We start from the raw sequence: 26037 nt of genomic DNA on the forward strand, positions 1-26037 counted from the left end.
CTCCGGACGCCCCCCGCTCGGACGGGCTGGGCGCCGGCTCCGGACGCCTGGAGGCTCGGGGACGTCTGGGAGTTCACCGAACGCTGGCCGGGCCGCGCCCGCAAGCTGGTTCCGGACGCCCGCCTTCGCCCGAGATCATCGAACCTCGTCGCTAGCGGTGCCGCTAGTGAGGTCACCGTAGCTGAAGACCGGGCAGCCGAGCAGCTCTGATAGAACCGCTCGCTGTCTGGCGGTCAACTCGTTGGCGAAGACCACCGCCCTTGTGTGCGTCTCGACCCGCACGGCAGCTATCTCACGCACCTTGCCTGTGCTCATCAGAGTCCGTGACGAATAGGGCCGGTCCATGTTCGCTCTGCCCCCAGGCGCATGGCCCTTCTTGCCGCCTGAGACCCCTCGTCGCTGTACGAACTGCGCCATGACACGACCACCCAACCGCTCAATCTCGCCCACCAGAACGCTCATGGTCTCGGCATAGTCCTTCTGCTTTGCCGAAAAGAGCCCGGCGACAAGAACGCCGCTTCCGCTGACGACGTCCTGTGGGCATCTTGGCGTCCGGCTGGAAGAGTGAGCAGACCAGGGCCGCGACGACGACCGCTTGCCCGGCAGCGAGTGTCGCCGTACGTACCTCATGAACCGACAGAGTAGACATGCCGACCGTACGCGCCAAACGCTTTGTCAGCAGTCCAGAAGCATGCCGCTGCCCGTTTGCGGACGACCTGCGCGCCCAGGTCTGAGATCGGTAGACCGGCGTCCGTCTGTTTTTCGGAAGTGACAATCACCCTGCCGCCCTATTGACCAAGGTTGGACGGTGCCCGCACGTGCGCCTGTGGTGTCGGTCGTCTACCGCCGGCGTCGTCAGTCTTGGCGGCGCTGATCTGGTACTACTCTGCGTCTTCCTCGGCGTTCAGAGTCATTGGGCGGGTTTTGAGGTGTTGCGTTGCTGGTTGTGGCAGCCTCGATTGGTGGGGCCTTCGCCTGCCTGTAGGGTGCACCCGGCTCACGGGGGCTGGGAAGCGTCCGTTTCGGGGCTCGTTCAGCTCCAGACTCTCCCGTCACGCTCTCTTGACACCAACTCGCCGAGTACGACCTTGTGCCTGATCAGCCGTCGGCGCCTGCGGTAGGGGATGACGACTTCCACGGTTTGACCTTCGGCGTGTTCGACCGTGGCCGTCACGATGGGCTCGACCTGGTCTTTGCCTACGAGCTGGGCTGACGCGGCAACAGCCACACATCTGTACTTGGCCGAATCCTGCCGAAGCTCCTCCCACTTCAACTCGATCGCCGTCGCGACCTCGAACGTGTCCTCATGACCAACCGTCACCTGGCGCTTGCCCTGAGAGTCGATGGTTGCGCTCACCGGTGGTATCGGCTCGCAGCAGGCCAACAGGATTTCTGCGGCTTGGAGAGCGAGACCGAGAGTTGTGTCCAGTTCCATGCGAGCGGTTTGTGAGGTCGAGGGTGGCCACAATGACATAGGCAGACAGTACGGCATTGCGCCAGTTGCAGACGCACTGGCTGCTGAAGTTCTCTTGTCCGGAGTTCGAATACACCCACATGCCACGCTGCGCTGGGTCACCGGGGGGTCTAGCGGATGCGTTCTAGGGCGAGGGGTGGTCTTTGCAGAGGGCTGTTTGGACGGCGTTCTGTACGTCGTGGTCTTGGGCGTCGGACTCGCCTGGGTAGAGGTTCACCATTATCGTCGCCTGCCTGCCGTTGGCCGTGGCGCCGCCGAGGGTCTGGAATCCCGGGATGCCGCCGTCGTGCCACCAGTACAGGCCGCCGCAGGGCAGGGGGGTGCTCTCCAGGCCGAGGCCGTAGGCGCTGCCGTCGGGGTCGCCGGTCGGCCGGGTCCTCATCATCTCCCGTAGTTGGGACGGGCCCAGGAGTCTGCCGCCTATGAGGGCGGCGAAGAAGCGGTTGAGGTCGGCGCCGCTGGAGATCATCGCGCCGGCCGGACCGGCGACCGAGGGGTTGAGGGCGGTGATGTCCAGCAGCGGCGCGTCCCCGCTTGGTCGTGCGTACCCGCGCGGGTGCGGTCCGGGGATCGCCGGGCCGTCGCCCGGCACGGACGTCTGGCGCAGCCCGAGCGGCTTGACGATGCGCCGGTGGATCTCGCGACCGTAGGGGTGGCCAGTCACCTTCTCGATGAGCATTCCGGCCAGCAGGTAGCCCGTGTTGGAGTAGCGGTAGGCGGTGCCCGGCTTCTTGGACGTGGCGGGGTGGGCGAGCGCCAGGTTCACCAGGTCGCGGGTGTCGTGGTGGGTCAGCGGATTCCTCAGGACCTCCTGCCGGTCGAGGAAGCCGAGGTAGTCGGGGATGCCGCTGGTGTGCTGGAGCAGCTGGCGGACGGTGATCACCCGCCCGTCACCCCCGGGGCCGCGGACGGTGCCGGGCAGGTAGCGCTCCACCGGCGCGTCCAGGACGACGCGGCGCTCGCGCACCAGCTGGAGCACGGTCGTGGCCACGAACGGTTTGGTCATGCTGCCGATCCGGAAGGTGCTGTCGCCGCGCACCGGGGTGCGGCTCTTCACGTCCGCGACGCCGCTGGTGAGCACCGTGTCGCCGGGCCGGTCATGGACGCGGAGCAGCGCTCCCGGGCCGCCGTCGACCGTGGTCAGCCGCCGCATGATCGCGCGGAGCCCGTCGGGGGACGCGGACGATCCGGTTGGGAGCATGGTCGTAACGGCCGCCGTCAGGGCCAGTACGCCGCTCAGCGCGCGGTGGTGTTCGATCATGTGTGTGCGCTCCTTGGTCGTTCAGAGGTCAGGCCGCGTCGGTGGGGCGGCGCGCGATCAGGACGAGTTCGGTGGCCTGACCCTGGCCGCGTCCGGGGGCGGCCGTGTCGAAGACCTCCCAGCCGTTCCGGCCGAGCTTGTTGAGCTCGTTCTCGACCTCCTGGTAGTTCGGCTGTTTCTTGCGGAACTCGCTGATCTGGTACGTCAGTATTTTGTACTCCCATTTCATCATGACACGAACGTATCATTGAGATATGAGAGCGACCTGGGAGAGCAGGCAATTTCATCACACTTTGTACAGGCCCTTTCCAAGGCGTGGTGTGACGAAATGAGCGGCGTATGCGCTATGTGCGGCACGGCGTTGCAGGCACGAGGGCGCGGGCGTCCCCGGGTGTACTGCTCGCGCAGCTGCCAGGCGCGGGCCTACCGCCGCCGCGCCGCTCCTCCGGCGCCGGGACCGGCGGCACCGCATCCGCGGCGGCGGCAGATCGCCGAAGCGGTCTGGCGGATCGCCGCCGAGCACGGGCTCCATGCGGCGAGCATCCGGGAGGTGGCGGCCGAGGCCGGTGTCTCCCCGCGTTCTGTGCAGTACCACTTCCGCAGCAAGCACGAACTGCTCGTCGCCGCGCTGCGCCTGCTCCACCAGGACAACGAGCGTCGCGCCCGCCTCCGGATCACCGCCGACCCGGGCGATCCGGGCGCACTGCTCCGCTCGATCATCGACGAGCTCCTGCCGCTGGACGCCCAGCGGCGCGCCACCCTGCGCGTGCTCGCCGCCTACTACGCGCGGAGCCTCACCGACCCCGCGCTGGCGGCGGTGTTCCTCCACGACCAGCACCCGTTGGAGGAGCTCGTCGCCGCCGTCATCGCGCAGGCCCAGCGGACCGGAGCGGCCCCACCAGCGCTGGACCCCGACGCGGAGGCGGACATCCTGGTCTCCGCCGCCGTGTCCCTCGGCGGGGACGTTCTGCACGGCGGACGCACGCTCGCCGCCGTGCGCCGCACCCTCGACTACCACCTCGGCAGACTGCTGCCCCCGTCCGCGAAGGCCGATCCGCCGGGCCCAGCGGGCGGGTAGGCCACTCTGAAATCTCACTGACGAAACGGAATGGAGCGTCCTATGACGGAGATCTCGTCGCAGGGTTACGGCCCTGACCATGGGTCGGAATTCGGCTACGGCCTGCACCACGTGCAGATCGCGATCCCGCCCGGCAGCGAGGACGACTGCCGTGCCTTCTACGTCGGGGCGCTCGGCATGCTGGAGATCCAGAAGCCGCCGGTGCTCGCGGCCCGTGGCGGGTTGTGGGTCCGCGCGGACGGCCTGGAAATCCACCTGGGCGTGGAGGAGGACTTCAGGCCTGCCCGGAAGGCGCATCCGGGTATTCGGGTGGCCGATCTGGACGCCCTGGAAAGGCGGCTGACCGCACACGGTATCGCCGTCACCTGGGACGACAACTTTCCTGGGCATCGCCGCTTCTACGTGGCCGACAACCTGGGCAACCGCCTCGAATTCCTGCAACGCGACGGCACGACGCCGTAGCCGGAGGAGTTCACTCGCCGGTCGTCGATATGTCCAGGGCGGACAGGAAGGCCGTGGCGGCGGGGGACGGCTGGGAGCGGCTCCAGACCACGTGTTCAATGCGGGCGGGCGCGTCGCGCAGGCGGACGACGCGCAGGTCGGGCAGTTCCGGAACGAACGCGGACGGCAGCATGCCGATTCCCAGGCCCTGCCTGATCAGGCGGGCCATGAGGGCGGCGGCCGTCACCTCGAAGGCGACCTCGCGTTGTATTCCGGCCGCCGCGAATGCCGCGTCGGAGTGGGCGCGTCCCGCGGTGCCCGCCGGGAAGTCGACGAAGGTCTCCTCTGTCAGTCGGTGCACGTCGACGTCTTCCTTGTCCGCCAATGGATGGTCGGGGGCGACCACGGCGACCAGGTCGTCGCGGGCGAGTTCCCGCCCGTGGACGCCCTTGGGGCGCACACCCAAGGGGAGGCCCAGAAAGGCGACGTCCAGAGTGCCCTGTTGAATCCGCTCGACCAGTTCTTCGCTGGGGCTTGTCCGGAGGCTGATCCGCACTTCCCGGTGGCGCAGGCGGAACCTTTTCAGCACGGCCGGGAGGTCGATCGCGGCGACCGTGGAAATGGCGCCGATGGCGAGCCGTCCCCGGATCTCCCCGGCGGTGGCCGCGACCTCGGCGCGGGCGCGTTCGGCGGCCTCCAGGGCCTGGCGGGCGGCGGGCAGGAACGCCTCGCCCGCCGGGGTCAGCCGGACGCGGCGGCTCGTCCGGTCGAAGAGTCGGGCGCCGAGCTCGCGCTCCAGCCGGGCGATCTGGTGGCTCAGCGCCGACTGGACGACCAGGCAGCGCTCGGCGGCGCGGGTGAAGTTGCTCGTCTCCGCGACGGCGACAACGTAGCGCATCTGCTGGAGCTCCATGGATCAATCGTGATGCACGATCGATCCGATGAAAAACATGTGTTGGACTCATTGATCGCCCATCGCCGAAGGTGGGCGCATGACGAGACCTCGACCGGACGGCGCCGCACCGCGCGGGCTGATCCTGCTCATGTCGGTGGCGACCGGGCTGGCGGTCGCGGGCAACTACTTCACGCAGCCGCTGCTCGACCTGATCGGGCGCGAACTCGGGCTCAGCCCCGCGCTGGCGGCGCTGACGGTGACGGCGGCCCAGGGCGGCTACGCGCTGGGCCTGATCCTGCTGGTGCCGCTCGGTGATCTGGTGGAGCGGCGGCGGCTCGCCGTCTCGCTCTACGCGGCGACCGCGCTGTTCCTGCTGGTGTCGGCCGCCGCGCCGGGCGGCACGGTGCTGATGGTCGGGACGGCCCTGACCGCGCTGACCTCGGTGGGGGCGCAGGTGCTGGTGCCGTTCGCGGTGACGCTGGCGGCCCCGGCCGAGCGCGGCCGGGTGGTCGGAACGGTGATGACCGGGCTGCTGCTCGGCGCGCTGCTGGCGCGGACGGCGGCGGGCGCGCTGGCGGAGGTCGGCGGCTGGCGGACGGTCTACTGGGTGAACGCGGCCCTGATGGCGGGGACGGCCGTGCTGCTGCGGATCCACCTGCCCCGGCTCGGCGGCGACGGGCGCCGCCTGTCCTACCCGGGCCTGCTCCGTTCGACGGTGCTGATGCTGCGGGACGAGCCGCTCCTGCGCTGGCGGTCGGGCATCGCCGCCCTGAGCATGGCCGCGTTCAGTGTGCTGTGGACGGCGCTGACGTTCCTGCTGGTGCGCTCGCCCTACGGCTGGTCGGAGTCGACGATCGGGCTGTTCGGCCTGGTCGGCGCCGCGGGAGCGCTGACCGCCTCGCTGACGGGACGACTGGCCGACCGCGGCCACGCGCAGCTGCTGACCGCCGCCGGAGCCGTCGCGCTCGCCGCGTCCTGGATCGCGCTCGCCGCCGGGTCGACCTCGCTGGTCTGGCTGCTCGTCGGCGTCATCGTGTTGGACCTGGCGCACAAGATGGTGCTCAACGGCAACCAGCACGTCGTTTACGCGCTCCGGCCCGAGGCCCGCAACAGGATCAACTCCGCGTTCATGACGTCCTTCTTCGCCGGTGGCGCGGCGGGTTCCGCGCTGACCTCGGTGGTCTGGGTCCGGGGCGGCTGGACGGGGGTCTGCGTCCTGGGCGCCGTCCTCTCGGTCGGGACGTTCGTGCTCTGGGGCCTGGAGCGCATTTCGATGAACAAGGAGAACGAGAATGTCACGCACCGTTTTGATAACCGGCGCGACCGGAACCGTGTCCAGCGCTCTAATGGAGTCCCTGAAAGGGAGGAACATCCGAGCCCTCGTCCGTGACAGGTCGAAAGCGGAGCGCATTCGCGAACGGGGTGTGGAGGCGGTCGTCGGTGACCTCGGTGACGCCGGATCGCTGCCCGCCGCTTTCGAGGGCGTCCACGACGTGTGGCTGCTCACCCCGAACGGCCCGCGCGCGCCGGAGCACAACATGAACGCGGTGTGGGCCGCGCGCGAAGCGGGAGTGGAGCGCATTGTGCGGCTTTCCGTCGTCGGCGCGGCGCACGACGCGCCGAACCGGAGCGGCAGGCTGCACGCGCTGTCCGACCGGGAGACCGAACGGTGCGGCATCCGCTGGACGATCCTGCGCCCGCACTGGTTCATGCAGAACCTGCTGAACGAGGCGGGCGACATCGCCGCCACCGGGACGTTCTCGCTGAACATGGCCTCGGCGCGCATCGGCATGATCGACGCGCGCGACATCGCCGACTGCGCCGCCCGCGTCCTGCTCGACGACCCCGACCGCCACCACGGCGCGACCTACACGCTCACCGGCCCGCGCTCGCTGGCGTTCGCGGAAGTCGCGCGGGAACTGAGCGAGGCGCTCGGCCGATCCGTCGCGTATCTGCCGGTCGGCGACGACGCGAAGCGTAAGGCGCTGCTCGGCTATGGCGTCCCGGAATGGATCGTCCACATGCTGGAGGATTACGCACGGGCTTATGCGTCCGGATGGGGCGACCTCACCACCGGCACGGTCGCCGAGCTTCTCGGACGCCCCCCGCGCGACATCGCCGACTTCGTCCGCGACCACGCCTCGGCGTTCGCCCCGGTCGCCGGCTGACACCGGCGGCCGGGGCTCCTCAGAGGGTCAGACCCCGAACGCGGCGGGGTAGCGGATCGTCCCGGACGGGACGGGTCGGTCGGGGTCGAGGGCCAGCGCCATCATGTACTGGTCCTCGACCTCGAACGGCGGGCGGATGGAGTGCCGCGAGGCCGGGGTGAAGCCGAACCTCGGGTAGTACTCGGCGTGGCCGAGGACGAGCGCGAGGTTCTCGCCCCGCTCGCGGGCGGCGTCGAGCGCCGCGCGGATCGCGGCGGAACCGGCGCCGTGCCGCTGGAACTCGGGCCGCACGGCGCACGGGCCGAGCGTGAGCGCCGGGACACCGTCGACGTGGCAGCGCGTGAGCAGCGCGAACCCGGCGATGGTGCCGTCGAGCGTCTCGGTGACCAAGGACAGGCCGGGGATCCAGGCGCCCTCGTCGGCGCGCAGGGCCTCGACCAGGTCGGCCTCGTGCGAGGTGGGGAAGGCCGCGAGGTTGACGGCGCGGATCTCGGTGAGATCGGCGGGCGTCTCGGCGCGGGCGATCCAGGAATTGATCATGACGGTGATGCGGTCCGTTTCTGTGTTCGGCTGGGACGCGACGTCACGGGCCACCGGAAGGAAGAATCCTCAAGGAGGTCACTGCCGTGCCGTGAGCGCCACGCTCACCAGTGGGTCAGGCCGAAGCCCGGGAAGTGGGGACTGTCCGGATGCTGCCGAGGGCAGCACGCATCACCGCGACCACCGAACCCCACCTCCGATCCGCTTGGAACCGACACCGAACGATCGACATGGTAGCAACCAACGGCGCGTGGCCCGACCGGAGGGATCTCCGATCGGGCCACGCGCCCTGATCCGGGGTCAGGCGAACTGGCCGGGGCGACGGCCTTCGCCCGCCGGGCCCCGGTAGGCCTGGGCGATGTCGAGCCAGTGGTCGGCCTCGGCGCCCACCGCGACGATGTCGAGGTCGTCGCGGTGGCGGCGGCGGGTGACCAGCAGGCAGAAGTCCTCGGCGGGGCCGGAGACGCGCTGCTCGGCGTCCGCCGGGCCGTAGGCGTGCACCGCGCCGGACGGGGCGGTGATCTCGAAGCGGAACGGCGTGTCGGGCTGGGTCTCGCCGCGCGCCTGGTAGCCGAACTCCTGCACGAGGATCGCGAACACGACGATGTGCATCAGCCGGTCGGTCGCCTCGCGGCGGATACCGACGGCGTCGGCGATGTCCTGGCCGTGGGCGAACAGCTCCATCATCCCCGCCGCCGCGAGCACGGCCGCCGGGATCGGCCGGACGAGCCAGGGCACCAGCTTGTCGCCCGGGAGCGCCGCCAGGGCCTTCTCCGTCGTCGCGCGCTGGGCGCGGAAGGCGGCGAGCATGTCGCCGGGCTCGCCGGTGTGCTGCTTCACGGCGGCGTTGACGGCGCCCTGGAAGTCCTTCGAGGCGGCCTCGGTGACCGCCTTGAACGCGTCCGGGTCGGACGCGGCCATGCCCGCGAGGCCGTAGACGAAGGTCAGGTGGGCGAGCTGGTCGGAGACCGTCCAGCCGGGGGCCGGGGTGGGGGTCTTCCACTGGCCGGGATCGAGGTCCGTCACCATCTGGTCGAGGGCGTCGCCCTCGGCGATCAGGGCGGTGACCACTGGGTCGGTCATGTCTGTGTTCCTCTCTCAGCTGATGGTCCGGCCGCGTGGACGCGCGCACCGGCGGCGCGGGCGGCGGTGAAGGACGCCCACGCGGCGAGGCCGACGAGCGTCCCGTCATCGGGGCGGACGGCGCGGAACGCCGCCACGTCGCGCGCGCCCACCTGGTGCGAGGCGAACGCCGTGAGCAGGGCGAGCCGCCCGGCGGGACGGTCGACGGGATGCAGCGCGGCGGTCGCCTCCTCGGCCCATCCCTTGGACAGGCCCTTCGGTGAGCCGTCCCAGGCGGCGACCTCCGCGCGCACGAGGTCGCGGACCGGGGGCGGCACCGCCGCGCCCGCCCGCGCGAACGCCGCCGCCGCGCGCGCGAACGCCTCCGCCACGTGCGGGGTGCGCGCGGCCCAGGCGAGATCGTTCGGCAGCGGCGCGGCGGGCAGCAGCGCCGCCGAGGTGCCGGGCGAGCGGACGCGCCGCCGCGTCATCCGGCCGAGCAGCCGCATCATCGGGTCCCGCGCGGCGCCCGGGACGGACGGGGGCAGCGGCGAGTCGTCCAGGAACACGTTGACCATGCGGTTCAGGTACTCGAACGTGACCAGCACACCGATGTACTCGGGGGCGTGGTCGTCCGGGAACGGCGACTCGCCCGCCCCGCCGCGCTGCACCCAGCCGGTGAGCGGCGTCGCCGCCGGGGCCGCCGCGCCGTGCACCGCCACGCAGTACGGGCAGGTGTTGCGGCGGGAGACCTCGGCGGCGACGGCCTCCTTGGCCGCCCGCCCGGCGAGGCCCGGCACGACGAGGCTCTCGCGCAGGATCGTCCAGGACGCGGCGAGCGCGTCCGGCAGCGGCGAGTGCAGCGCGACCGGCGGGGCGAGCATGCCGAAGTCGCGCTCGACCTGCCCGTACACGGCGGCGACCAGCCCGGTCGCCGCGCCGGGCGCGACCGGGCTGACATGCTCGACCCGGGCCAGCGCGCGGCGCAGCGGGCGGCTGATCGGCTGCCGCAGCGCGTCCACCGCTACTCCCGCACGAGGTCGCGGACCAGCGGCAGGACGGCGTCGCGGGCGGCCTTGTCGCCGTCCGGCGCCGGCGCCCCGTAGCCGACGTCGACGCCGCGGTCGCGCAGCGCGCGGACGATGCCGGGGATCGACCGCTCGGCGAGCGCGGCGATCGTGAGCGCCGGGTTCACGGTGAGCGCGCCCGGCACCGCCGACCCGTCGGTCACGAACACGCCCGGGTGGCCGCGCAGCTCGTGCCGGTCGTCCAGCGCGGACGTGCCGGGGTCGTCGCCGATCCGGCAGGACGCGAGCGGGTGCACGGTGTAGGCGCCGACGAGGTCGTTCGTCCACGGCAGGACGGTGGCGAGCCCGTCCTTCTCCATGACCCGCTTGGCCTCGGCGTCGGAGATCTCCCAGCCGTGCAGCGTGTTCGCGGTCGGGACGTAGCCGAGGTTGCCGCGGCCGAGCATCTGCTGGGAGATCCGGGCGGCGTTGCCCGTCGCGGGCGGCGGGCCGAACACGCCCTCGTTGTCGTCCTCGCTCATCGTGAAGATCGTCAGCCAGGACTGCCAGCGGCGGAGCATCTCCTTCTTCTCCGGCCCGAACCACGCCTTCCCGTCGGCGGTGGGCGTCTGCGCGAGGATCGTGCCGAGCCCCGGCGGGAAGTAGAGCTGCTCCAGCGAGAAGCGGTCGTACTCCGGCAGTGACCCGTCGAGGTTGTCCCAGCTCGCGACGCAGGGGCCCTTGCCGATCTGGGACGCGGCGTACGCCGAGCCGTCCGGCCGCGACAGCCCGAGCAGCTCCGCGACCTTGTCCTCGTTCAGCACCGCCGTGTTCAGCCGCTCGCCGTTGCCGGAGAAGTAGCGGCCGACCGCGTGCGGCATCGTGCCGAGGTGCGGCTCGGAGCGCTGGAGGATCACGGGGGTGGCGCCCGCCCCGGCCGCGATCACGACGATCTTGGCCTCCAGCGTGCCGGAGCCCGCGACGACCCGGTAGTCCTCGTCGTCGACGACGTTGTAGTGCACCTGGTAGCCGCCGTCGTCCGTCCGCGAGAGGTACTGCACCTCGTGCAGCGGGCGGATCTGCGCGCCGTGCGCGACGGCGGCGGGAAGGTAGTTCAGCAGCAGCGACCGCTTGGCGTCGAACCGGCAGCCCGACATCATCCAGTTGCAGTTGGTGCACAGGTTGTTGTCGATAGCGGTCGGCGCCGGGTTGGCGGTACGGCCCGCGTGGTTGCACGCGGCGGCGAACACGCCACCGGAGTAGGTGACCACGTCCCAGCCCTGCCGCTGGACGGGCAGCGCCTCGGCGACCCGGTCGTACCAGGGCTCCAGCGTGTCGCGGCTGATCGCGGCGGGCCACATCCGGCGGCCGATCGAGCCCTGGCGGTCGAACACGAACCGGGGCGCGCGCGGCATCGTCGCGAAGTACACGACGCTGCCGCCGCCGACGCAGTTGCCGCCGAGCAGGCTCATCCCGTCGCCGACGACGAAGTCGAACACGCGCGTGTAGGACGAGCCGAGCAGGAAGTCGTGCTCGAACTCGTCGGTCTTCACCCAGGGGCCGCGCTCCAGCACGACGACCTTCGCCCCGCCCGCGGCGAGGTGGTAGGCGGCGATCGCGCCGCCGAATCCGCTGCCGATGACGATGACGTCGGCGCGCTCGGGGCTGCTCATGACGGGCTCCCTGTCGAGGTCGTGTCGGGGTGGATCGGGGCCAGCTCGCGGCCGTAGGAGAACGCGTCGAACCGCCACAGGCCGTCCGCGTCGGGCGGCATGAAGCCCATGGCCGTGAGCCCGGGGTGGCCCGCCGCGAGCGCGTCGGTCGTGTGCATGTGCGCGGCGGTGTCGTAGGCCATGTTGCAGAACAGGGCGAGCAGCACCCAGAAGTCCTTCTCCGGGTGGCCGGGCGTCGTCAGCGTCCGCACCAGCGCGGCCCGGTCGGCGTAGGAGAGCGCGACGAACGGCGGCAGCGCGCCGTCGAGGTCCAGGCCCCGCTCGCGGGCGTACCCGAGGGCGTGCTCGTTGACGCCCTGCGCGTAGCCGTCCAGCGCCTCGGAGATGCCGGGCGCGAACATGCCGAGCAGCTCCATCGCCCCCGCCTGGACGGCGCCGGGCCCGGGGGCCGCGCCCGCGATGGCGACGTCGTCCGGGCCGCGCTTCTCACCCGGGACGATCGTGTCGGCGAACGCCTCCAGGGTCAGGGTCGTGGTGTCGTCGCCGTCCGGTGCGGCGTCATCGGTCATGTTCCGTCCCTTTCACGAGAACGGGGGTGAAAATGAGGTCCCGGCATGCGCCGCCGGGACCCCCTGGGAAACGCGGTGACTCGTGCTTCCAGGCTTGCGCCGCCGGGCGGCGGCGCGCATCTCTCCGATTGCCATGGGGTTTTTCTCCGCGGCGCCCGGAGCGCACTCCGAAAGATGCGCTCCGGCCGCTTCGGGGCGACCGTGGACGCACCGGCGGTGTGCCGGTGGGAGAACGAGGGAGGGGACCTCCATGCCGACCGTCCTCGGCTCGCTGCGCAGGCTCGTGCTGACCCCGGAACTGGCCGACGTGGGCTTCGCGAAAAGGAAGTTCCCGGTCACGCCGTCCCCCGTCACCGAACGGCTGGAGGCGGTGCCGCAGGCGGTCGTCAGCGGTTTCGAATGGGGAATCGACGCGCGCAGCCAATGGGAGGTCGAACGCAAACTCGCCATGGTCGAGCCGGAACTGCGCGGCTTCGCCTACGAGGGCGCGACGATGGCGTTCACCGTCCTGGACGCGATGGGACGGCGCGGCACCCGCACCCGCGACCTGCTCATGGGCCCCGGGCAGCCGCACATCTTCCTCGCCTACATCGGGATCGGGTTCGCGATGGCGCGGCTGCCCCGGCCGCTGTGGAAGAAGGTGCTGCCCGACCTCACCGGCTCCCCGTACTACCCGACGATGAGCTGGCTCGCCGTGGACGGCTACGGCTTCGACAAGGCCTACTTCGACACGCCCCGCCACATCGGACGGCAGGAGCCGCTCAAGCCCTACCCCTGGCAGGGCGCCCCCGACTACTTCCCGCGTGCCGTCGACCAGGGCATCGGCCGCGCGCTGTGGTTCGTGCACGGCGCGCGTCCCGAGGGCGTCGTTTCCGCCGTCGAGGCGTTCGCCGAGCGGCGCCGTCCCGACCTGTGGAGCGGGGTCGGGCTCGCGGCGACGTTCGCGGGCGGCTGCGACCACGAGGGGCTGGCGGCGCTGCGCGCGGCCGCCGGGACGAACGCGCCCCACCTCGCGCAGGGCGCCGTGTTCGCCGCGAAGGCCCGCGACTACTCGGGCTACCTGCCCGAGCACAGCCGGGCGACGCTGGCCGCGCTGACCGACCTGTCCGGCGCCGCGGCCGTCCGGCTCGCCGACGACACCGGCGCCGACGCCGCCGCGCCCGGCCCGCTGCCCGCCTACGAACTGTGGCGCGCCGCCGTCCGCCGCCATTTCGCCGAGACCCGCGACCGCCCGGCCGCATAGGCAGACCAGCCGTCATCCGAAACCCGGGAATTCGCGTTCCAAAATGGAGCCGATCCCGGGTTACGGGCATGCGAAAAAGCGTCGCCAACAAAGCAACCGGGAAGTAAGTCCATGGCATAACACTGCCTAGACTTTCGCTGAGTCGGCAGGCCGCGCCCCGCGCGTGCCGAGCAATTGTGAGCGGAAACTCATGGAGCGAAGTATGCGCGACCGTCCACGCAACCTTTCGAGGGGGAGCGATGTCCAATTCGCATGAGCGCGTCCGAAGATCTGTCCCGGCGGCCCTGGCCGTGGTGCTGGCGCTGTCGCTGTTCTTCGTCGCGCGGATACCGGGGTCGTCGGGATCGGAGCTGTCCACCGTCGCGGCGCCCTACAAGTTCACTGAGATGCCGCTCGCGATGCCGCCCGGGTACCGCCCGACGCAGACGATCCGGCAGGTCAACCCCGCCTACTACCACATCCGCTCCTGGATCTCCTCGGTCGGCGCGGGCGTCGCGACCGCCGACCTCACCGGCCACGGCAGGGACGACGGGATGTGCCTCGTCGACCCGCGCACCGACGCCGTCGTCGTGACCTACGCGCCGACCGCCCCCGCGGCCGACCGGTTCACGCCGTTCGCGCTGAACCCCGCGCCGCTGCCGATGGACAACCGGATGGCGCCGATGGGCTGCACCCCCGGCGACTTCAACACCGACGGGCGCGCCGACCTGCTCGTCCACTTCTGGGGCCGGACGCCCATCCTCTTCCTCGCCAAGTCGGACGCGAAGGCCCTGTCGCCGACCGCCTACCAGCCGGTCGAACTCCTGCCCGGGGTCTCCACGACCGGCCGCTACACCGGGCCGCGCTGGAACACCGACGCGCTCGACGTCGGGACGCTCGACGGCACCGGCCACCCCGACATCTTCATCTCCAACTACTTCCCCGACTCCGACGTCCTCGACCCCAAGGGCCAGCCGAACGTGGTGATGCCCAGCTCGTTCTCGAACGCCACGAACGGCGGCGGCACCCACGTGTTCCGCTGGACGGGCGGCACGTCCGGCCCGCGCCCCTCGGCCGCCTACGAGGAGCAGGCCGACGCCGTCCCCTACAAGCAGGCCACCGGCTGGACCCTCGCGATCTCCAGCGCCGACCTGACCGGCGACGGCAAGCCCGAGGTGTACGTCGCCAACGACTTCGGTAAGGACCGGATCTTCTACAACGTCTCCACGCCGGGGCACATCAAGTTCAAGACCGTCACCGGCGAGCGCTCGGCGATCACGCCGAAGTCGTTCGCGATCGGCCACGACTCCAACAAGGGCATGGGCGTCGACTTCGGCGACCTCCAGGGCAAGGGCCGCTTCGACCTCGCGGTCAGCAACATCACCGCCGCGTGGGGCCTTGAGGAGAGCAACTTCGTGTTCCTCAACAAGGCCAGGAGCGAGGCGGAGATGGCGGCCAAGATGGCCGACGGCCACGCCCCGTTCGAGCAGCGCGCCCAGAACCTCGGCCTCGCCTGGACGGGCTGGTGCTGGGACGTGAAGATGGGCGACTTCAGCAACAGCGGGCGCCTGGACGTCGTCCAGGCCGACGGCTTCGTCAAGGGCGACATCCAGCGCTGGCCGTGGCTCCAGGAAATGGCCATGAACAACGACTCGGTGTTCAGCAATCCGAAGCTGTGGCCGCACGTCCAGCCCGGCGACGACCTGTCCGGCAGCGAGAAGCTCGCGTTCTACGCCGCCAAGCCCGACGGCAAGTACACCAACGTCAGCAAGCAGCTCGGCCTCGCGGTGCCGATCCCGACCCGCGGCCTCGCCACCGCCGACACGCGCGGCAACGGCGCGCTCGACCTCGCGGTCGCGCGGCAGTGGGGCCCGCCGGCCTTCTACGCCAACAACTCGCCCAAGCTCGGCAAGGCGCTCAGCCTGCACCTGTACCGCTCGGTCGCCGGTGCCAAGCCCGGCCAGGGCCTGTCCGGCGCGGGCACGCCCGCCTACGGCGCGACCGTGCAGATCTGGACCGCCGACGGCCGCACGCAGATCTCCCGGCTGGACGGCGGCGGAGGCGGCACCGGCAAGCGCAGCTTCGAGGTCCGCTTCGGCCTCGGCGAGGCGCAGACGCCGGTGAAGGCCCGCGTCCGCTGGCCCGACGGCACCGGCTCGGTGCGGCAGCAGGACCTCTCGCTGGCGCCGGGCGCCCACACCCTGCTCCTCACCAACACGGCCACGGAGGTTCCGACGCGATGAGCACGACCGTCGAGACAGTCAACACGCCCGCGGCGGCGGAACCGCCGCGCGGCGCACCCCCGGCGGGGCCGAACGTCCGATATCTGGCGCTGCGCAACTTCGCGATCTCGCTGACCGTCTTCAACATCCTCGGATACACGATCCTCGGCTTCGAGCAGCCGTACCTGTGGCCGTTCCTCGCGCTCGCGACCGGCTACACCACCGAGATCGTCTTCGAGTACATCAGCGCCTGGGCCGAGCGCAGGCAGGTCCGCTTCCGCGGCGTCGGCTGGCGCGGCGTCCTTGAGTTCATGCTCCCGTCGCACATCACCGCCCTCGCCGTGAACATGCTCCTGTACGCCAACAACCAGTGGTGGCCGGTCATGTTCGGCGTCGTCGTCGCCGTCGCGCAGAAGCACGTGCTGCGGGCGCCGATCAAGGGCCGGATGCGGCACTACATGAACCCGTCCAACCTCGGCATCGCGGTCACGCTGCTGGCGTTCGGCTCGTGGGTCAGCATCGCGCCGCCCTACCAGTTCACCGAGTACGCCAACGGGCTGTTCCGCATCCTGATCCCGCTCGTCATCGCGACCGCGGGCACCGTCATCAACGCGGTGCTCACCAAGCGCGTCATGCTGATCATGGGCTGGATGGGCGGGTTCGCGATCCAGGCGCTGATCCGGCACTGGATCTGGGACGTGGCGCTCGTGTCGGCCCTCGGCGTGATGGCCGGCGTCGCGTTCGTCCTGTTCACCAACTACATGATCACCGACCCGGGCACCACGCCGCACGGCGGCCGCGCCCAGTTCATCTTCGGCAGCTCCGTCGCCGCCGTGTACGGCGTGCTGATGGTGGCGAACGTCGTCTACACGCTGTTCTTCGCGACCGCCATCGTCTGCGGCCTGCGCGGACTCGGCTGGTGGGTCGCCCACTGGATGGGCGAACGCAAGAACCGCCAGTTCGAGAGCGTCCCGGCACCGGGAGCGGCGAACGCGATCGCCTGATGTTCGCGAGGGGGCGGATCCGCTTTCGCGGCTCCGCCCCCTCCGCCATGCCCTACCACCAGGGGTCGACGCCCTCTTCGAGGACGAAGCTGTGGAAGTCCATGTTGCTGATGCTCAGGTTGCACTCCATCGATCCGGCGACGCGGAAGGGAACGACGGCGGGCTGGCCCGGGGTCTCGTACAGGTCGACGGCGGTGAGCGGCCGGTCGGCCTCGGCGAACGTCCGGGCGTCGGCGAGCGCGACCATCGTGGCGTGCGGCTCGCGCGGGACCAGCGCCGGCACCTCTCCGGGGAGGAGCCCCTCGTACCGCCGGTCCTCGACGACCCGCGCCTCCAGCGGATAGTTGTCCGGGTCGATCTCGTCCGGGTCCAGGTCGGCGCCGACCTCACCGTCCCCGTCGGGGCCGCCGAGGTCGTCGAGCAGGGCACGCCAGCCCTCCTCGTCATCGAAGCAGGTGCGGACCAGCAGACCAGCGGACGAGGCGGGCAGCGGCGGGAAGCTCCGCCGACCCGGCGGCTCCGGCGCGGGGAACGCCGGGCGGCCCGCGTCACCCTGGTACAGGCCGCGCTTGTCCATCTCGCGCACCAGGTCCTCGAACCGGACCGCGCCGCCCAGCAGACCCGCCAGGATCTCGCCGACCCGGTGCGCCGGGACCCGTACGCCGCGTCCGGGAACCTCGGCCAGGTCCACCAGCAACGGCTCGGCCCCTCCGTACGCCACCGGAATGTCGGCCAGGACGGCGACCGGCGCCGCGTGGCCACCGTCCGGGACGAGCGCCGGTACGTTTCCGCCGTGCAGGTAGGACCACCCGGCCTTCTCGGCCGCGCGCAACCGCACCTCGCCCTCGCTGAGGAGGATCACGTCCCCTTCCCGGCGCCCGTCGACCTCGTCGAGCAGATCGCCCCAGAGCGGCTTGCCGTCGTCATAGCACGTGCAGATCAACAGCACCTCGCCGGGCTCCGTCGGGGGAAGCACGGGAAAGGACATGGCTCTCCTCCAAAGATCGTCGTTGCCGCGCCATCTTCCCCGCCCCTCGGACAGATCGCCGACGTCCTGCACGACTTCCTGGATGCACTGGGCGTCGAACCCGGCGACGCGATTAGGCGAACTCAGTGGTGACCGAAGTGGAAACGATGGCTTGTGAGTCCGGCGCTGACCGTGCATTCGGCGGGCAGCGCCGCCATGCTCCGGCCTGAGGCCAGCCATCCGTAGACCACCGACGCGACCAGGTCGGGCCTGTCGGTTCGGCACGTGACCCCGTCGCCGCCGCGCGTTCGCACCACGCATTCGCCGGTGCGCTGTTCCGCCGCCGCGACGTGGCAGCCGGGGAAGAATTGGAGAGTCTCGCTCAGCCAATCGTTCGCGGTGGTCGTCAGGCCGTCGTTAAGGCAATAGACGACATCGGCCAGGTTCAGCAGCCGCCCCTCGGCCTCTGAGTCGTCGACCGCGAGATGCCTGCCGTCGGTGCCGTTCTCCCGATACATTGCCGTCGCCGCTGGATAGCGCTTCAGGACGGCTTCTTCGCCATTCCATTCGACGGAGACCAGGGCCGCCGTCACCGCCCCGGACGGGAGGTCTTGCGGGGTGGGAGGCGGGACCCGCAGGACGACGGGTGGCGTGCGGGGTTCGTCCAGGCGCATCAGCCGGTACAACTCCGTCCGCAGCAGGCGGCTCGAATCCCCGAGCACCGATGTCGCGCAACCTGTCACGTCGGCATAGCGCGCGGGATCGTGTTCGGCGAGGGCCTGTGCGATCTGCGGCGCCAGGGGCCGCCGCGTGCTCAGCCTCGGCGCCAGGCGGCCGAGGCGGGCGACCGGTGAGCTCGAATCGAGGTCGCGATCCGGAAACGCCGCCAGCAGGACGGGATGCCCCAGCACCGCGCCATAGAAGGTGACAGATCCGTGGTCACCGATGACGACGTCGGCGGCGACGAGCGCGGCACGCCATCCGTCCCGGGGAGGGAGTACGTTCAGGCCCGCTCGGCCGCATTCCGCGAGCCAACTGGCGACCTGCCACGGGCCGTGGCCATGCCAGATGTTCGGGTGCAGGGCGGCGGTCACCTGGTACTCGTCGATGGGGAGTTCCGAAAGGAGCCGGGGGAGCAGTTCGGGGTTCTCCGCCATGAGCGAGCGAGGGCCCCAGGTGGAACTCACGACGATGTGCTTCTTGTGCGGCGGAACGCCGAACGCGCGGCGGTAGCGCTCGCGGTCGCGGGTGCTGGCGGTGATGCGGTCCAGGCAGGGATCTCCGGCGACGATCGCGGCGGGGACGGCTTCGGGGCAGTCGCGCGCGAGCCGGGCGGCCTGTTCGGGATGCGAGAGGACGATGCTCGCCGGGACGACCCGCCCCTCATGCAGCAGCCATTCCGCCGAGAACCCGAAAGCGGCTTGGGAGTCCTCCGAATTCCGGGAGAGTTTCTTGTTGTAGCCCATGCCATGGGATACGGCGATTATGGGGGCCTTTATCTGGTGCAGGTCTCCGCCGTAGCTCGCGGTGATGGCGAGGTCGAATTCCGTGGAGAGTGCCTGGTCCCAGGGGATCGTCAGCGCGCCGATGTCATTCAGGAATTCCTCGACGTCGTGGACGAAGGGGGAGGAGCGCGTCCAGGTGAAGAGGACCTGGAGGCGGGGGTCGGAGTCCAGGGCGGAGACCACGTCCAGCAGGCGGGTGAGGGAGGTGACGTTGTGGACGACCGCCAGCACGAGCCGGTCGGGGGTGCGGGTGGCCCAGCGGTGCGCCTCCGGGCCGATGGGCACCCGCAGCCATTCCTGCGTCATGCTTCCGAAGCTGCCTCACGCGTGCGACACAAGGGGACAAACGAGGCAACCCTAGCCCACCGGGGATGGGGTGGGGGTGTTCTCGGCCCCGCCCGCCGGCGGGGCCGAGAACGCTGCGAAACGGGGCGTGTCAGGTGGTGCAGATCTTCGGGGCCTTGTCCTTGATGGACAGCAGGCGGAAGTAGTTCTGGCCGAGGGCGATGTCGCGGAAGGCCTCGTCGTCGAGGTCCTTGTTGACGTCGCTGGTGATCTCCAGTTCCTCCTTGTAGACCTGGAAGTTCTTGTCGCGCGAGGCCACGAAGTCGGTGCCGGGGATGACGCGGGTCGGGTGCCGGTTGAAGAACTCGACGTAGAGCTTGCGGTTCGCGGGGTCCTTGAAGTACTGGTCGTAAAGGACGCGCCAGCTGATGTCGAGGGTCAGGTTCGGGTGCGCGTCGAGCAGTTCCTCGACGACCTCGATGTGCTGGTCGGCGGGCATCGTCTTCAGTTCCTTGGACAGCCCCATGTGCGCCCAGACGATCTTGTTGTTCGGGTAGCGGCGCAGGACCTCGCGCATCAGCGGGAGGTACTTCGTCGGCTCGGCGTCGTTGCCGAGGTCGGAGTGCAGGGTGAGCGGGATCGAGCGCTCCCGCAGGATCTTCATGAACGGCGCCCAGCGGCCGATGTCCTTCATGTCGGCCGGGTCGTGCTTGTTCGGCAGCAGCGCCTGCTTGATGAGGTTGACCTCGCCCATCCACGTGAACATGCCGGGGTACTCCTGGTCGAGGAGCTTGATCCGGTCGACGATGCCCTCGGGGTTGGCGAGGTCGGGGAAGGTCATCGACAGCGTGAGGTGCGGCGACTTCGGCTTGAACGCGGCGTAGTTGGCGGCGTTGACGAAGTCGTTGCGCAGGCTCGGCGTGACGGGCGTGCCGGGGCAGTTCAGGTAGTAGGTGCAGGTCGAGGAGGCCGGCAGCGTCTGGCCGATGCCGTACATGTTGGCGTAGCGGACGCCGGTCTTGTCGAGGTAGCCGAGCATTTCGGGGAACGGGACGGCGGGCCCGCCGAAGGGCTGGAAGTGCAGATGGCTGTCGACGACGGAGGTATAGGGGCTTTTGTGCCGGTCGAAGCAGTCCGGTGACGGCGCGGCGTCGGCCGCGGGAGCTAGTAGGGTGACCGCGAGAGCGGCCCCGAACGCGGTGGTCAACGCGGCGTTTCGCAGCATGGGACTCCCCGTGTGGATCGGTACAAGTTGATCATCAGGGTAGTCCAGGGAATGGTCGGGCGCAGCCAGAAATTTCACTCTTGGCGAATGGTGTCCCGGCCTATTGCGGCGGCAGGAGACGGCCCAGCAGATCGGCGACGGTGATCACGCCGAGCATGGGGGCGTGGATGTCGCGCGGGTCGTCGGTCACGGCGACGACGGGGCTGCGGGCGCCCGCCATGACGCTGGCGATCTCCATGACCGTCGCCTGCGCGTCCACGATCGGGGGCGGCGTCCCGTCGGTGGGGAGGAGGTCGGCGACCCGCCTGCCCTCGAGCCGGTCGCACAGCCGGTCGGCGTGCCGCTCGTCGTAGGCGCGGGCGAGGGCCGGGTCGTCCAGGACGTAGCGCGGGATCATCGACCCGAGCAGCCGCGACCCGGGCAGGACGGCCGTCGGGCGGCGGTCGGCGTCCACCACGATCAGGCCCGGCAGCCGGCCGGCGGCCAGCAGCCGCGCCGCGTCCAGCGCACTGGTCTCCGGCGTCACGGTGGGGTAGTCGACGGCGAGGTCTCGGGCGCGCACCCCTCCGACGGTAGCAGCCGGTCGACCCGCCGACCTGGGCCTTCTGGAGTGCGAAACACGCCGCGACCCCGTTAGGGTCGGGTGCTGGTGTGCCGGGAAGGCTGGTCGGCGGTTCTGTTCAGCGACCCCTCGGAAAGGGGAGCCTCTTGGCCGCCACAGCCGCGATCATGATCTTCATCGGCGCGTACCTGCTGATCGCGTCGGAGAAGGTCCACCGGACGGCGGTCGCGCTCGGCGGCGCGGGGCTGATGCTGCTGCTGCACATCACCGACGCGGACGGCGCGTTCTTCTCGGCGGAGACCGGCGTCGACTGGAACGTCGTCTTCCTGCTGCTCGGCATGATGGTGATCGTCTCGGTGCTGCGGCGGACCGGGGTCTTCGAGTACGTCGCGATCTGGGCGGCCAAACGCGCGCGCGGCCGCCCCTACCGGCTGATGGTGATGCTGGTCGTGCTGACCGCGGCGGCGTCGGCGCTGCTGGACAACGTCACGACCGTGCTGCTGGTCGCGCCCGTCACGTTCCTCGTCTGCGAGCGGCTCGCGCTGCGGGTGGAGCCGTTCCTGGTCGCCGAGGTCATGGCGTCCAACATCGGCGGGACGGCGACGCTCGTCGGCGACCCGCCCAACATCATCATCGCCAGCCGGGGCGGGCTGTCGTTCAACGACTTCCTGGTGCACCTCGCGCCGCTCGTCGTGCTGCTGATGGTCGTGTTCTGCGTGCTGTGCCGGTGGCTGTTCCGCGCGTACTTCCACTACGACCCGGAGCTCGCCGCCGAGGTCATGGAGCTGGAGGAGCGGGAGGCGATCACCGACCGGCGGCTGCTCTGGCAGGGGCTGTCGGTGCTGGCGCTCGTGGTCGTCGCGTTCGTCCTGCATCCGGTGCTGCACTACGAGCCGTCGGTCGTGGCGCTGCTCGGCGCCGGGCTGCTGGTCGCCGCGACCAAGGTCACCACCCAGCAGGCGCTGGACGAGGTCGAGTGGCCCACGCTGGTCTTCTTCGCCGGGCTGTTCGTCATGGTCGGCGGGCTGGTCGAGACGGGGGTCATCGCCGACGTCTCACGTGCCGCCGCCGACGCCACCGAGGGGCGTCCGGCCTTCGCGGCCATGCTGCTGCTGTGGGCCTCGGCCGGGCTGTCGGCGATCGTGGACAACATCCCCTATGTCGCCACGATGAGCCCGATCGTGTCGGACCTCGTGCAGCAGCAGCCGGGGACAGAGGGGCACGTGCTGTGGTGGGCGCTGGCGCTGGGCGCCGACCTCGGCGGCAACGCCACCGCCATCGGCGCGAGCGCGAACGTGGTGGTGCTCGGCATCGCCGCCCGCAACGGCGCCCCGATCAGCTTCTGGTACTTCACCAAATACGGACTGGTCGTCACGCTCGTCACGGTCGCGCTCTGCGTGCCCTACCTGTGGCTTCGCTATCTCTGAGCCGGCTCGCGACAACCATTTCTCAGGACGTCTTGTCGGCCCCACTGTACAAGCGTACGATGGCGCCGTCGCCGAGTTATTGAACACTTGTACAGGCTGGTGGACGTGGGCACGGACGAGTCCGAGGAGACCGCGCGGATCCGGATCAGGGACGCGGCGCTGGCGCAGTTCGCCGAGCACGGCGAGCGGGGCGCCACGATCCGGGGGATCGCGCGGGCGGCCGAGGTGTCGCCCGCGCTCGTCCAGCACTACTTCGGGACGAAGGAGGCGCTGCGCCAGGCGTGCGACGAGTACGCCATCGAACTCCTCCGCACCACCAAGCGGGACGCGATGAGCGGCGGGCTCGGCAGCCCGGGGTTCATGGAGGTGGCGTTCCGCGCGGGCATGCCCGTCCAGCGGTACCTGGCGCGTGCGCTGGTGGACGGCTCGAAGGCCGCCGACAAGTTCTTCGACGACGCGGTCGCGCTCAGCGAGGAACTGCTCCAACGCGACCTGCCGGGGCTGGCCAAGCCGAACACGGGCGACCTGCACGGATACGCGGCCGTCATGACCGCGATCAGCTTCTCGCTCGTCGTGATGCACCACCATCTCTCGCGGGCCCTCGGCGCCAACACCCTGACCCGGGAGGGATATCCGCGGCTCGTGCTGGCGGCGCTCGACGTCCATTCCGACGTCCTGCTCTCGCCGGAGCTGCTCGACCAGGCCCGCGTCGCGATACGGCAACTCGCCGCCGCCGAAGACGACCCCGATTCCGACCCGCCGAACGGATGAGCACGCCGCCCCCCGCCCCCGCTGAACATGCGCCGGGGCCGGCCGCGGCGTGCCGTCGAACCCCTGACAAGGAGCACGAGTGACCCCCGACTCGATTCCCATATCCGTGAGCGGTCTGGTCAAGACATTCGGACAAACCCGCGCGCTCGACGGCCTCGACCTGACCGTCCGGAACGGCGAGGTCCACGGTTTCCTCGGCCCCAACGGGGCGGGAAAGTCGACGACGATCCGCGTCCTGCTCGGCATGCTCCGCGCCGACGCGGGCACCGCCCGGCTCCTCGGCGGCGACCCCTGGCGCGACGCGACCGAGCTGCACCGCCGCCTCGCCTACGTCCCCGGGGACGTGACGCTGTGGCCGAACCTGTCGGGCGGCGAGGTGATCGACCTGCTCGGCCGCATGCGCGGCGGCACCGACAAGCGCCGCAAGGCCGAGCTGCTGGAGCGGTTCGAGCTGGACCCGCGCAAGAAGGGCCGCGCCTACAGCAAGGGCAACCGGCAGAAGGTCGGCCTGGTCGCGGCGCTGTCGTCGGGCGCCGAGCTGCTGATCCTGGACGAGCCGACCTCCGGCCTCGACCCGCTGATGGAGGAGGTCTTCCAGGAGTGCGTGCGGGAGGAGCGGGACCGGGGCCGCACGGTCCTGCTGTCCAGCCACATCCTCTCCGAGGTCGAGGCGCTGTGCGACCGGGTGACGATCATCCGGAACGGCGCGGCGGTCGAGACCGGCACGCTCGCCGAGCTGCGCCACCTCACCCGGACCTCGATCGACGCGGAGCTGGCGCACTCGCCCGGCGGCCTCGCGGACCTGCCGGGCGTCCACGACCTGCGGGTGGACGGCGGCCGGGTGCGCTGCGAGATCGACACGACCCGGCTGGACGGCGTGCTCCGCCTGCTCGCCGACGGCGGCGTCCAGAGCCTGTCGATCCGGCCGCCGACGCTGGAGGAGCTGTTCCTGCGCCACTACAAGGACGACCTCGCCGCGGAGGAGGCGGCGCACGCCGCCGCGTCCGCCGACCGGGAAGGCCGCGCGTCATGACCGCGCTCGCGGGGACCGGCGGGATGATCCGGCTGATCCTGCGGCGCGACCGGTACCTGATGCCGGCGTGGGTGCTGGTCGCGGTGCTCGTCCCGGTCAACTTCGTGGCGGCGACCGACAAGCTGTACCCGACGGCCGCCGAACGGATCGAGTACGCCCACACGAGCGGGACGAACGCGACGTTCCTGGCGCTCTACGGGCCGCTGTTCGACTCGGGGCTCGGGAGCATCGTCGCGCAGCGCTCCGGGTTCATTCCGGTGATGCTGGGCCTGCTCGCGTCGCTGACCGTCGTCCGGCACACCCGGACCGAGGAGGAGGCCGGGCGGCGCGAGCTGCTCGGCGCGACCGCCGTGGGACGCGGCGCCGCGCTCGCCGCCGCGCTCGCGGTCACCTGCGCCGCGGGCCTGGTGATCGCGCTGCTGCTCACCGCCGGGATGGCCGCGCAGGGCCTGCCGGTGGCCGGATCGCTGGCGTTCGGGCTGGAGCTCGGCCTCGCGGTGTGCGTGTTCGCGGCGGTCGCGGGCGTGGCCGCGCAGCTCACCGAGGGCGCCGGGGCCGCGCGGGGGCTGTCGGTCGCCGCGCTCGGCGCCGCGTTCACGGTCAGGCTCGCCGCCGACGTCGGCGGCGCCGGGAACGGGCTGTCCTGGCTCGGCTGGCTGTCGCCGCTCGGCTGGGTGCAGCGCATCCGCCCCTACGCGGGCGAGCGCTGGTGGGTCGTCGCCCTCGTGGCGGCGCTGACGGCGGTGCTGGTCGCGGCGGCCTCGGCGCTGTCGGCGCGGCGGGACGTCGGCGCCGGGATCATGCCGCCGAGGCTCGGCCCGCCCGACGCCTCGCCCCGGCTGAGGGGGGCGTTCGGGCTGGGCTGGCGGTTGCAGAGCCGCGCGCTGTACGGGTGGCTCGCGGGGTTCGCGGCGCTCGGGCTCGTCTACGGCGGCGTCGCGGGCAGCGTCCAGGAGCTCGTCGACGACAACCCGGACCTGGAGAAGATCTTCACGAAGCTGGGCGGGCAGGCGGCGATCGTGGACGCCTACTTCGCCTCGGTGATGAGCATGCTCGGGCTGTTCGCGGCGGCCTACGCGGTGTCGGCGACGCTGCGGCTGCGCGCCGAGGAGTCCGGGCAGCGCGCCGAGCCGCTGCTGGCCACCCCGGTCGGACGGCTGCGCTGGGCGGCCAGCCACCTGGTGTTCACGCTGCTCGGGTCGGCCGCCGTGCTGGCCGTGGGCGGGCTGACGGCGGGCCTGGCGCACGGCGTGGACGACGGCGACCCCGGCCGCGAGGTGCCGCGCGTCCTCGGCGCGGCGCTGGCGCAGCTCCCGGCGGTGTGGCTGGTCGCGGCGGCGGCGATGGCGATCTACGGGCTGGCGCCCCGCTACAGCGCCGCGGGCTGGGGCGTGGTCGCGGTGGCCGCCGTGATCACGCTGTTCGGGACGTCGCTGGACCTCGCCCAGATTGTGCTGGACATCTCGCCGTTCACGCACGTCCCGAAGCTGCCGGGGCACGAGTTCAGCGCGACCCCGTTGGCCTGGCTGCTCGCGGTCGCGGCGGCGCTCGGGGCGGCCGGGCTGGCCGCCTTCCGCCGCCGGGACCTCGCGCTCGGCTGACGCCCTCGGCGTGTCCGGGTGAACCGGATGCGGGCTCCGGACGTA

The 26037-nt window shown here is 71.1% G+C and carries 25 protein-coding genes; 11 read left to right on the forward strand and 14 right to left on the reverse strand.

The window, feature by feature from the left end; all coding sequences use genetic code 11:
• Window positions 1-135 precede the first annotated feature (135 nt).
• The 4 genes from K2F47_RS01205 to K2F47_RS01220 all read right to left on the reverse strand — a co-directional run bounded on the left by K2F47_RS01205 (window position 136) and on the right by K2F47_RS01220 (window position 2967).
• Window positions 136-630, reverse strand: a complete 495-nt coding sequence (locus tag K2F47_RS01205; RefSeq protein WP_242900774.1) for an HflX-like GTP-binding protein — start codon at window positions 628-630, stop codon at window positions 136-138.
• A gap of 403 nt (window positions 631-1033) precedes the next feature.
• Complete coding sequence (locus K2F47_RS01210) at window positions 1034-1435, reverse strand: hypothetical protein (RefSeq protein WP_242900775.1); 402 nt, start codon at window positions 1433-1435, stop codon at window positions 1034-1036.
• A gap of 163 nt (window positions 1436-1598) precedes the next feature.
• The gene (locus tag K2F47_RS01215) at window positions 1599-2735 is read right to left on the reverse strand and encodes a serine hydrolase domain-containing protein (protein ID WP_242900776.1); all 1137 of its coding nucleotides are present in this window, start codon (window positions 2733-2735) and stop codon (window positions 1599-1601) included.
• A gap of 28 nt (window positions 2736-2763) precedes the next feature.
• Window positions 2764-2967, reverse strand: coding sequence for a DUF4177 domain-containing protein (locus tag K2F47_RS01220; RefSeq protein ID WP_242900777.1), 204 nt, complete (start codon window positions 2965-2967; stop codon window positions 2764-2766).
• A 96-nt stretch (window positions 2968-3063) separates the two neighbouring features.
• On the opposite strand from K2F47_RS01220, the gene K2F47_RS01225 reads away from it, so the two are divergent.
• Together K2F47_RS01225 and K2F47_RS01230 are read left to right on the forward strand one after the other, a co-directional pair.
• The gene (locus tag K2F47_RS01225; protein ID WP_242900778.1) at window positions 3064-3813 is read left to right on the forward strand and encodes a TetR/AcrR family transcriptional regulator; all 750 of its coding nucleotides are present in this window, start codon (window positions 3064-3066) and stop codon (window positions 3811-3813) included.
• Window positions 3814-3855: 42 nt separating this feature from the next.
• On the forward strand, window positions 3856-4275 hold the full coding sequence (locus K2F47_RS01230) for a VOC family protein (RefSeq protein ID WP_242900779.1): 420 nt from the start codon (window positions 3856-3858) through the stop codon (window positions 4273-4275).
• A gap of 10 nt (window positions 4276-4285) precedes the next feature.
• Here the strand turns inward: K2F47_RS01230 and K2F47_RS01235 are convergent, their stop codons facing one another.
• A complete protein-coding gene (locus tag K2F47_RS01235) occupies window positions 4286-5167 on the reverse strand; it encodes a LysR family transcriptional regulator (protein ID WP_242900780.1) in 882 nt (293 codons plus the stop codon).
• A 79-nt stretch (window positions 5168-5246) separates the two neighbouring features.
• Between K2F47_RS01235 and K2F47_RS01240 the strand changes: the two genes are divergently transcribed.
• Window positions 5247-6539, forward strand: a complete 1293-nt coding sequence (locus K2F47_RS01240; protein ID WP_242900781.1) for an MFS transporter — start codon at window positions 5247-5249, stop codon at window positions 6537-6539.
• Window positions 6496-7317 carry an NAD(P)H-binding protein gene (locus K2F47_RS01245; protein ID WP_242900782.1) on the forward strand — a complete coding sequence of 274 codons (822 nt, stop codon included), beginning with the start codon at window positions 6496-6498 and terminating at the stop codon, window positions 7315-7317. The genes K2F47_RS01240 and K2F47_RS01245 overlap by 44 nt, the downstream gene beginning before the upstream one ends.
• A gap of 27 nt (window positions 7318-7344) precedes the next feature.
• On the opposite strand, the gene K2F47_RS01250 is transcribed toward K2F47_RS01245, so the two are convergent.
• From K2F47_RS01250 to K2F47_RS01270, 5 genes are all read right to left on the reverse strand, one after another.
• Complete coding sequence (locus K2F47_RS01250; protein WP_242900783.1) at window positions 7345-7857, reverse strand: GNAT family N-acetyltransferase; 513 nt, start codon at window positions 7855-7857, stop codon at window positions 7345-7347.
• 300 nt (window positions 7858-8157) lie between these two features.
• Window positions 8158-8940 carry a TIGR03084 family metal-binding protein gene (locus K2F47_RS01255; protein ID WP_242900784.1) on the reverse strand — a complete coding sequence of 261 codons (783 nt, stop codon included), beginning with the start codon at window positions 8938-8940 and terminating at the stop codon, window positions 8158-8160.
• Window positions 8937-9941 carry a carboxymuconolactone decarboxylase family protein gene (locus tag K2F47_RS01260; RefSeq protein ID WP_242900785.1) on the reverse strand — a complete coding sequence of 335 codons (1005 nt, stop codon included), beginning with the start codon at window positions 9939-9941 and terminating at the stop codon, window positions 8937-8939. The genes K2F47_RS01255 and K2F47_RS01260 overlap by 4 nt, the downstream gene beginning before the upstream one ends.
• Window positions 9942-9943: 2 nt before the next feature.
• Entirely contained in the window at window positions 9944-11599 is a 1656-nt protein-coding gene (locus tag K2F47_RS01265) for an FAD-dependent oxidoreductase (protein ID WP_242900786.1), read from the reverse strand.
• Window positions 11596-12168 (reverse strand): DUF5987 family protein, encoded by a 573-nt coding sequence (locus K2F47_RS01270; protein ID WP_242900787.1) that lies wholly within the window; start codon window positions 12166-12168, stop codon window positions 11596-11598. The genes K2F47_RS01265 and K2F47_RS01270 overlap by 4 nt, the downstream gene beginning before the upstream one ends.
• 250 nt (window positions 12169-12418) lie before the next feature.
• Between K2F47_RS01270 and K2F47_RS01275 the strand changes: the two genes are divergently transcribed.
• The 3 genes from K2F47_RS01275 to K2F47_RS01285 all read left to right on the forward strand — a co-directional run bounded on the left by K2F47_RS01275 (window position 12419) and on the right by K2F47_RS01285 (window position 16616).
• Window positions 12419-13411, forward strand: a complete 993-nt coding sequence (locus tag K2F47_RS01275) for a DUF1702 family protein (protein ID WP_242900788.1) — start codon at window positions 12419-12421, stop codon at window positions 13409-13411.
• A 239-nt stretch (window positions 13412-13650) separates the two neighbouring features.
• On the forward strand, window positions 13651-15633 hold the full coding sequence (locus K2F47_RS01280) for an FG-GAP-like repeat-containing protein (protein ID WP_242900789.1): 1983 nt from the start codon (window positions 13651-13653) through the stop codon (window positions 15631-15633).
• Window positions 15630-16616, forward strand: a complete 987-nt coding sequence (locus tag K2F47_RS01285) for an enediyne biosynthesis protein (RefSeq protein ID WP_242900790.1) — start codon at window positions 15630-15632, stop codon at window positions 16614-16616. The genes K2F47_RS01280 and K2F47_RS01285 overlap by 4 nt, the downstream gene beginning before the upstream one ends.
• Before the next feature lie 52 nt (window positions 16617-16668).
• On the opposite strand, the gene K2F47_RS01290 is transcribed toward K2F47_RS01285, so the two are convergent.
• The 4 genes from K2F47_RS01290 to K2F47_RS41190 all read right to left on the reverse strand — a co-directional run bounded on the left by K2F47_RS01290 (window position 16669) and on the right by K2F47_RS41190 (window position 21160).
• Window positions 16669-17604: a DUF6924 domain-containing protein gene (locus K2F47_RS01290; protein WP_242900791.1), complete on the reverse strand. Its 936-nt coding sequence runs from the start codon at window positions 17602-17604 to the stop codon at window positions 16669-16671.
• A 122-nt stretch (window positions 17605-17726) separates the two neighbouring features.
• Window positions 17727-19319 (reverse strand): glycosyltransferase family 28 protein, encoded by a 1593-nt coding sequence (locus tag K2F47_RS01295; RefSeq protein ID WP_242900792.1) that lies wholly within the window; start codon window positions 19317-19319, stop codon window positions 17727-17729.
• A gap of 205 nt (window positions 19320-19524) precedes the next feature.
• Window positions 19525-20598 (reverse strand): amidohydrolase family protein, encoded by a 1074-nt coding sequence (locus K2F47_RS01300; protein ID WP_242900793.1) that lies wholly within the window; start codon window positions 20596-20598, stop codon window positions 19525-19527.
• A gap of 100 nt (window positions 20599-20698) precedes the next feature.
• A complete protein-coding gene (locus K2F47_RS41190) occupies window positions 20699-21160 on the reverse strand; it encodes a CBS domain-containing protein (RefSeq protein WP_242900794.1) in 462 nt (153 codons plus the stop codon).
• Between the two features lie 146 nt (window positions 21161-21306).
• Here K2F47_RS41190 and K2F47_RS01310 point away from each other — a divergent pair, with 146 nt between their 5' ends.
• The 4 genes from K2F47_RS01310 to K2F47_RS01325 all read left to right on the forward strand — a co-directional run bounded on the left by K2F47_RS01310 (window position 21307) and on the right by K2F47_RS01325 (window position 25992).
• The gene (locus K2F47_RS01310) at window positions 21307-22587 is read left to right on the forward strand and encodes an ArsB/NhaD family transporter (RefSeq protein WP_242900795.1); all 1281 of its coding nucleotides are present in this window, start codon (window positions 21307-21309) and stop codon (window positions 22585-22587) included.
• A gap of 105 nt (window positions 22588-22692) precedes the next feature.
• A complete protein-coding gene (locus tag K2F47_RS01315; protein WP_242900796.1) occupies window positions 22693-23358 on the forward strand; it encodes a TetR/AcrR family transcriptional regulator in 666 nt (221 codons plus the stop codon).
• Window positions 23359-23437: 79 nt separating this feature from the next.
• Window positions 23438-24391 carry an ABC transporter ATP-binding protein gene (locus K2F47_RS01320; RefSeq protein WP_242900797.1) on the forward strand — a complete coding sequence of 318 codons (954 nt, stop codon included), beginning with the start codon at window positions 23438-23440 and terminating at the stop codon, window positions 24389-24391.
• Window positions 24388-25992 (forward strand): ABC transporter permease, encoded by a 1605-nt coding sequence (locus tag K2F47_RS01325; RefSeq protein ID WP_242900798.1) that lies wholly within the window; start codon window positions 24388-24390, stop codon window positions 25990-25992. The genes K2F47_RS01320 and K2F47_RS01325 overlap by 4 nt, the downstream gene beginning before the upstream one ends.
• Window positions 25993-26037: the final 45 nt, after the last annotated feature.

Source organism: Actinomadura terrae, assembly GCF_022751215.1.
GTDB classification, from domain to species: Bacteria; Actinomycetota; Actinomycetes; order Streptosporangiales; family Streptosporangiaceae; genus Spirillospora; species Spirillospora terrae.